Genomic DNA, 6,304 nt, shown 5'->3' with positions numbered 1-6,304 from the left:
GTGGTCCACCCTGCGTGCCGAGCGTCGTCCCGAGCCGATCGCGATCACCACCGGCAGCAGCAACTTCAGCCGTGCGCAGGTCCCGTGGGGACTCGACCTCGCGGCCGCGTGGTCGTGGCGACTCATCATCATCTCGGCGGCGATGCTCGGCATCGCCTGGGTGCTCGCCTACCTCGCCGTCATCACGCTGCCGCTCGCGGTGGCCCTGCTCATCACGGCGCTCGTCGGTCCGGCCGTCGCCCGTCTGCAGTCGATCGGGCTGCCGCGACCGCTCGCGACCGGCGTGGTGATGGTCGTGGGCATCGCCCTGGTGGTGATGCTCCTGGCGTACGTCGGCCAGCAGGTCGCCACCGGTGCCCAGGACCTCGCCGACTCCGTGGTCGAGGGCCTCGACCAGGTCCGCCAGTGGCTGCTGACCGGCCCCCTCAACCTGAGCGACAGCCAGCTCAACGGGTGGCTCGAGTCGGCGCAGCGCACCATCACCGAGCAGTCCCGGGCGGGCGGCGCCGTCACCCGGGTGACCGAGGTCGGCACCGTGCTGGGGCACGTCGTGGCGGGCTTCTTCATCATCTTGTTCGCGACCTACTTCTTCCTCGCCGACGGCAGCCGCATCTGGGCCTGGCTGGTGCGCCTGGCGCCCCGCGCCGCCCGTGAGCACGTCGACGGGTCCGGTCGCGTCGCGTGGGTCTCGCTCACCCAGTTCGTCCGTGCAACCGTGCTGGTCGCGCTCGCCGACGCGATCGGCGTGATGGTGGTCGCCGCGATCCTGGGGGTGCCGTTCGTCCTCGCCATCGGCGTCCTCGTGTTCCTCGGCGCGTTCATCCCGATGGTCGGCGCCACCGTGGCCGGCCTGGTGGCCATCCTGGTGGCCCTGGTCGACCAGGGCCCGATCACCGCGCTGCTCATGCTGGGCGGGGTGATCCTGGTCCAGCAGATCGAGGGGCACGTCCTCCAGCCGTTCCTGATGGGCCGCTTCGTCTCCCTGCACCCGCTCGGCGTCATCGTGGCGATCGGCTGCGGCGTGCTGGTGGCGGGCATCGCGGGCGCGCTCGTCGCCGTACCCCTCGCGGCGGCCGGCAACGCGGTGGTCAACCACCTCGCCCGGGATCCCGGGCGGGAGGACTTCGAGTCGCCGGTGACCACCGACGACGAAGAGGACGATCTCGAGGAGGGTCTCGAGCGTGAGTCCCACGACCCGCACGAGCACACCACCGACGCACATCCACCGAAGGGCACGACACGTGACTGACCAGCAGGCAAGGCCGGTGTCGCTCGGCGACGTCGAGGAGGCCCGCGAGGTGCTCGCCGACATCGCGGTGCGCACCCCGATGGAGGAGTCGCGCTGGCTCTCGGCGCTGGCCGGAGGCCCGGTCAGCCTCAAGTGCGAGAACCTCCAGCGCACCGGCTCGTTCAAGATCCGAGGCGCCTACGTGCGCATCTCCCGGCTCTCGGCCGAGGAGCGGGCGCACGGTGTCGTCGCCGCGAGCGCCGGCAACCACGCCCAGGGGGTCGCCCTCGCGGCGACCACGCTGGGGATCGCCTCGACCGTGTTCATGCCCGAGGGCGCGCCGATCCCCAAGGAGAAGGCGACCCGCGGGTACGGCGCGGACGTGCGTTTCCACGGCCGCTACCTGGAGGACGCACTCGTCGAGGCGCGGCGCTTCGCCGACGAGACCGGTGCGGTGCTGATCCACCCCTTCGACCACCGCGACATCGTCGCCGGGCAGGGCACCGCGGGACTGGAGGTGCTCGAGCAGGAGCCCGACGTCCGCACCGTGCTGGTGCCGACCGGCGGCGGGGGACTGCTCGCCGGCATGGCCATCGCCATCAAGGCCCTGCGCCCCGACGTCCGGGTGGTCGGCGTGCAGGCCGAGGGAGCAGCCGCGTTCCCCGGCTCCCTGCGGGCGGGGGTGCCGGTGCCGCTGGACACCATGACGACGATGGCCGACGGGATCGCGGTCGGGCGTCCGGGCGACATCACGTTCACCGCCGTCCAGGAGCACTGCGACGAGATCGTCACCGTGTCGGAGGAGTCCCTGTCACGCGCGCTGCTGGCCCTCGTGGAGCGGGCCAAGATGGTCGTGGAGCCCGCCGGCGCGGCCGCGGTCGCGGCGATCCTGGACGACCCGACCGCCTTCGAGACCCCGGCCGTGGCCGTGCTGTCGGGCGGCAACATCGACCCGCTGCTGCTGAGCAAGGTGATCCGCCACGGTCTCGTCGCGGCGGGCCGCTACCTCTATCTCCGCGTCGTCATCCCCGACCTGCCCGGCGGCCTGGCCGCCCTGCTGCACGAGGTCGGCGAGGCGGGTGCCAACGTGCTCGAGGTGGYACACGAACGGATCTCGCCGAGCCTGACCCTCAACGAGGTCGAGGTGCTGGTCCAGCTCGAGACCCGGGGCGTGGAGCACGCCGAGACCGTCATGGCGCGACTGCGCGAGCGCGGCTACCGCGTCTACCCCTGACCCCCTGACACGGCACGAGGCCGGTCGGGCGGGGCCCGACCGGCCTCGTGGCTGGTCTCGAGTGGTGCTGTTCCGGATCAGGAACGGCGGTACCGGATCAGGAACGGCGGTGCCGGATCAGGAGTGATAGGGCTCGGCGTCGAGGATCTCGACGGTGACGTCCTTGCCGTTGGGGGCGGAGTAGGTGACCGAGTCGCCCTTGGACTTGCCGTTGATCGCGGCACCCATGGCGGACTGCGGCGAGTAGACATCGAGCTTGTCGCCCTCCGCGAGGTTCTCGCGGGCGCCGAGGAGGAACTTCTCCTCCTCGTCGAAGTCGGTGAGCCGGACGGTGACGACCATGCCGGGCTCGACGACGCCGTCGTTGGGCGGCGTCTCGCCGACCTCGGCGCGCCGGAGCATGTCCTCGAGCTGACGGATGCGGGCCTCCTGCTTGCCCTGCTCGTCCTTCGCGGCGTGGTAGCCGCTGTTCTCCTTGAGGTCACCCTCGTCGCGGGCCGCGGAGATCTTCTCGATGATCTCCTGGCGGCGCGGGCCCTTGAGGTCCGCGAGCTCGCCCTGCAGCTTGTCGAAGGCGTCCTGCGTGAGCCAGATGGTGCCGGCGTCCTGGGTCATGGCGGTGTACTCCTACGGTGTCGATCTGCCTTCGGTGTCGATTCGGTGTCGAACCGAAGAACAGTGGTGGGTGCGACGATCCGCACCCGACGTGGGTGGTGGTGGTGATGATGATCTGCGTTCGGTCCGGGCGCTCGCGGCCGACGACGGGCCGGCGCTGCCGGTCGAGCAGTGCTGCCACAGTAGCAACTGAAGCCCGCGCGTGCAGGTCGAGCACACACCCCGGGGGAGGGGGCCGGGGCCCGAGCCGTCAGCGCGGGCGCTGCTGGTCGGGTGTCGTGCAGCCGATGAGCTCGACGCTGGTGGCCCGTCGCTCGGTGCGCACCTCGACGTCGTTGCGTCCGTCGGTGGGGGTGAAGGCGAGCTCTCCGACGATGYTGTGGTCCTCGGCCAGGGCCCGGACCCGGCAGCTGGCGTCCGCCCCGTCGTCGAGGGCGACCTCGACCACGGCGGTGGCCGCGTGCTCACCCGCGACGTCGTACGCGGCGAGCTCGGACTCGACCGCAGGGGTGCCGTGCGACCACGCCGCCCACAGCACCCAGCCGACGAACACGGCGGCCAGCAGGGCGACCGCGGCGACGAGGACGGGGCGCCGCCAGGGCGCGGGCGCGCCGTACCGCTCGGAGAGATCGGTGGTCGACGGCCCTGGGTTCACGCCCCCAGCCTAGAAACTAGACTCCGGCCATGCCGCAGCAGACCCCCTCCAGCACTTCTGCACCGACCTCCGCGCCGACCTCCGCGCCGCACTCCGCGCCCGCCTCCGACCGGCCCCGTGCCGGCCTGCGCCTGATGCACGTGCATGCCCACCCCGACGACGAGTCGAGCAAGGGCGCCGCGTCGACCGCGAAGTACGTCGCCGAGGGCGTGGACGTCCACGTCGCGACCTGCACGGGAGGCGAGCGGGGCTCGGTCCTCAACCCCAAGATGGACCGTCCCGACGTGTGGGAGAACATCACCGAGATCCGCCGCGAGGAGATGCACCGCGCCCGCGACATCCTCGGCGTGCGGCAGGACTGGCTGGGCTTCATCGACTCCGGCTGGCCGGAGGGCGACCCGCTGCCGCCGCTGCCCGAGGGCTGCTTCGCGCTCGTGCCGCTGGAGGAGGCGACCGAGCGGCTCGTGCGACTCATCCGCGACTTCAAGCCGCACGTCATGACGACGTACGACGAGCGTGGCGGCTATCCGCACCCCGACCACATCCGCTGCCACGAGGTCTCGGTCGCGGCCTACCACGCGGCCGGCGACCCCGAGCGGTTCCCCGACGCGGGGGAGCCGTGGCAGCCGGCCAAGCTCTACTACCACCACGGCTGGAGCTGGGCGAAGACCAACGCCCTCCACGAGGCGATGCTCGCCCACGAGCTCGAGTCGCCGTACGAGGAGCGGCTCAAGAAGTGGGAGCGCGAGCCGGACTGGGACGACCGGATCACCACGAGGGTGCCCTGCGGGGAGTACTTCGGGGTGCGCGACCAGGCGCTGCTGGCGCACGCCACCCAGATCGATCCTGACGGCTTCTGGTTCGCGATCCCGCGCGAGATCCAGCAGAAGACCTGGCCGACCGAGGACTACGAGCTCGTGGTGAGCCACGTCGACTCGCAGGTCCCCGAGGACGACCTGTTCGCCGGCATCACGCCGGATGGCTCCTGACCCGGCCCTGATGGTGGGACGTTCAGGCACCTGACGGATACTGGACCCATGCTCGATCTGCTGCTGATCACCCTGGCCGACAAGACCCCCGAGCCGGAGGACGTGAAGGCCGGCTGGACGGCCCTGATCATCTTCCTGCTGCTCGCGGTGGCGGTCGCCGTGCTCGGCTTCAGCCTGGTCAAGCAGCTGCGCAAGGCGCAGTCGGCCAAGGACGCCGGGCTGTACGGCGACGAGCCGGTGGACCGCACCGCGGCCCCGTCCCCGCAGGACGCCGACCTGGACCGGGACGACCCGCTGGCCGGTGCTGGCGGTGACGAGCCCACCGCCCGTCCAGACGACGGGGTCGAGCACCGCTCCTGAGCCGCGTCAGCCGCCCACGCCGTAGTCAGGCGTCGACGTCGCTCGGGTGCACGGCGAGCGGTGTCACCGCGATGTCCATGTAGGGGAACAGCGGCAGCCCCGACAGGAGCTCGTGGAGCGCGTCGTTGGACTCCACGTCGAAGATCGACACGTTGGCGTACTCGCCGACCACCCGCCACAGGTGCGGCCAGCGACCCGAGCGCTGCACCTCCTGGGAGTAGGCCTTCTCGCGGGCGACCAGGTCGGCCCTCACCCCGGGATCCATGTCCAGCGGGATCCGGACGTCCATCCGTACGTGGTACAGCACGCGATCAGCCCCGCGTCGGGTCGAGGACGAAGCCGTACGCCACGGTCGCGCTGCCGTCGGCCTGCTGCTGCGGGTCGAGGACCAGCTCGGGCTTGACCGCCGAGGCGATGTCGTCGTCGTTGTGCTCGTCACCGGGGAAGTAGAGCTGCGCGGTCAGCAGCTCGTGGCCGGGCGCGGACACCTTGACGTGCAGGTGCGCGGGACGCCAGGCGTGCCATCCGGCGGCCTTGATCAGCTTTCCGCAGGAGCCGTCGGTGGGGATCTGGTACGGCGCGGGCTGCACCGTATGGATCTCGAAGGCCCCGTCCTCGCCGGTCGTGAAGGTGCCGCGCAGGTTCCACTCCGGGATGCCGGGGGCGAACTGGGAGTAGAAGCCGTCGGCGTCGGCGTGCCACAGCTCGACCTTGGCGCCCCCGAGCGTCGAGCCGTCGGTGGAGGTGACCCGACCGGTCCAGGTGAGCGGCGTGCCGCCTTCGTCGTCACGCATCGAGATGGTGCCGTCGGCGCCCCGCTCGGGGGCGTCGGGCACGTAGTACGGACCCTCGATCGAGCCCTTGTTGCCCTCCCGGTGCTCTGTGTTGACGTCCTCGACGACGTGCTCCAACCACACGTCGAGGAACAGCGGCCACTCGCCGTCCTCGCCGACCCCGATCATCCAGGCCTTGAGGGCGTTGAACTCGTCGTAGGTGACCTTGTGCTTGCGGACCGTCGCGTAGATCGCGTCGAGGACCTCGCGGGCCATCGCGTCGACGCGCTCGACAGGGACGTCCTTGACTGCGGCGTACGGCGACTTGTCGGCGTGGAAGCGCTCGGTGGCGCTGGCGCCCGAGGCGGCCGCGGTCGCCTCGGGCGCGTGGACGGGGCTGGTGGTGCTGCTCATGGCGGTGCTCCTTGGATGAGGTGGTGCCTTCTGGAG

9 protein-coding genes are annotated in these 6,304 nt (G+C 71.3%); 5 read left to right on the top strand and 4 right to left on the bottom strand.

Features of this window, described 5'->3' with window-relative positions; genetic code table 11:
• Both ACXJKL_RS11715 and ilvA read left to right on the top strand, forming a co-directional pair.
• Positions 1-1,249: AI-2E family transporter (locus tag ACXJKL_RS11715; protein ID WP_457207222.1), on the top strand; the 1,249-nt coding region annotated here is incomplete at its 5' end.
• Positions 1,242-2,462 (top strand): threonine ammonia-lyase, encoded by a 1,221-nt coding sequence (gene ilvA / locus ACXJKL_RS11710; protein ID WP_457207221.1) that lies wholly within the window; start codon positions 1,242-1,244, stop codon positions 2,460-2,462. The genes ACXJKL_RS11715 and ilvA, both read left to right, overlap by 8 nt.
• Before the next feature lie 117 nt (positions 2,463-2,579).
• Here ilvA and greA read toward each other — a convergent pair whose 3' ends face one another.
• A complete protein-coding gene (gene greA / locus ACXJKL_RS11705; RefSeq protein ID WP_457207220.1) occupies positions 2,580-3,077 on the bottom strand; it encodes a transcription elongation factor GreA in 498 nt (165 codons plus the stop codon).
• On the opposite strand from greA, the gene ACXJKL_RS11700 reads away from it, so the two are divergent.
• Positions 3,046-3,270 (top strand): hypothetical protein, encoded by a 225-nt coding sequence (locus ACXJKL_RS11700; RefSeq protein ID WP_457207219.1) that lies wholly within the window; start codon positions 3,046-3,048, stop codon positions 3,268-3,270. The two genes, greA and ACXJKL_RS11700, sit on opposite strands and share 32 nt — an antisense overlap.
• Before the next feature lie 57 nt (positions 3,271-3,327).
• On the opposite strand, the gene ACXJKL_RS11695 is transcribed toward ACXJKL_RS11700, so the two are convergent.
• On the bottom strand, positions 3,328-3,732 hold the full coding sequence (locus ACXJKL_RS11695) for a DUF4307 domain-containing protein (RefSeq protein WP_457207218.1): 405 nt from the start codon (positions 3,730-3,732) through the stop codon (positions 3,328-3,330).
• A gap of 134 nt (positions 3,733-3,866) precedes the next feature.
• On the opposite strand from ACXJKL_RS11695, the gene mca reads away from it, so the two are divergent.
• Both mca and ACXJKL_RS11685 read left to right on the top strand, forming a co-directional pair.
• Entirely contained in the window at positions 3,867-4,721 is an 855-nt protein-coding gene (gene mca / locus ACXJKL_RS11690) for a mycothiol conjugate amidase Mca (RefSeq protein WP_457207224.1), read from the top strand.
• Between the two features lie 48 nt (positions 4,722-4,769).
• Positions 4,770-5,081, top strand: a complete 312-nt coding sequence (locus ACXJKL_RS11685) for a hypothetical protein (protein WP_457207217.1) — start codon at positions 4,770-4,772, stop codon at positions 5,079-5,081.
• A 25-nt stretch (positions 5,082-5,106) separates the two neighbouring features.
• On the opposite strand, the gene catC is transcribed toward ACXJKL_RS11685, so the two are convergent.
• Together catC and catA are read right to left on the bottom strand one after the other, a co-directional pair.
• A complete protein-coding gene (gene catC, locus ACXJKL_RS11680; RefSeq protein ID WP_457207216.1) occupies positions 5,107-5,388 on the bottom strand; it encodes a muconolactone Delta-isomerase in 282 nt (93 codons plus the stop codon).
• Between the two features lie 4 nt (positions 5,389-5,392).
• Entirely contained in the window at positions 5,393-6,268 is an 876-nt protein-coding gene (gene catA, locus ACXJKL_RS11675; protein ID WP_457207223.1) for a catechol 1,2-dioxygenase, read from the bottom strand.
• Positions 6,269-6,304 lie beyond the last annotated feature (36 nt).

This window comes from Nocardioides sp. P5_C9_2, assembly GCF_054049555.1.
This window is presented reverse-complemented; position numbering and strand designations above follow the sequence as displayed.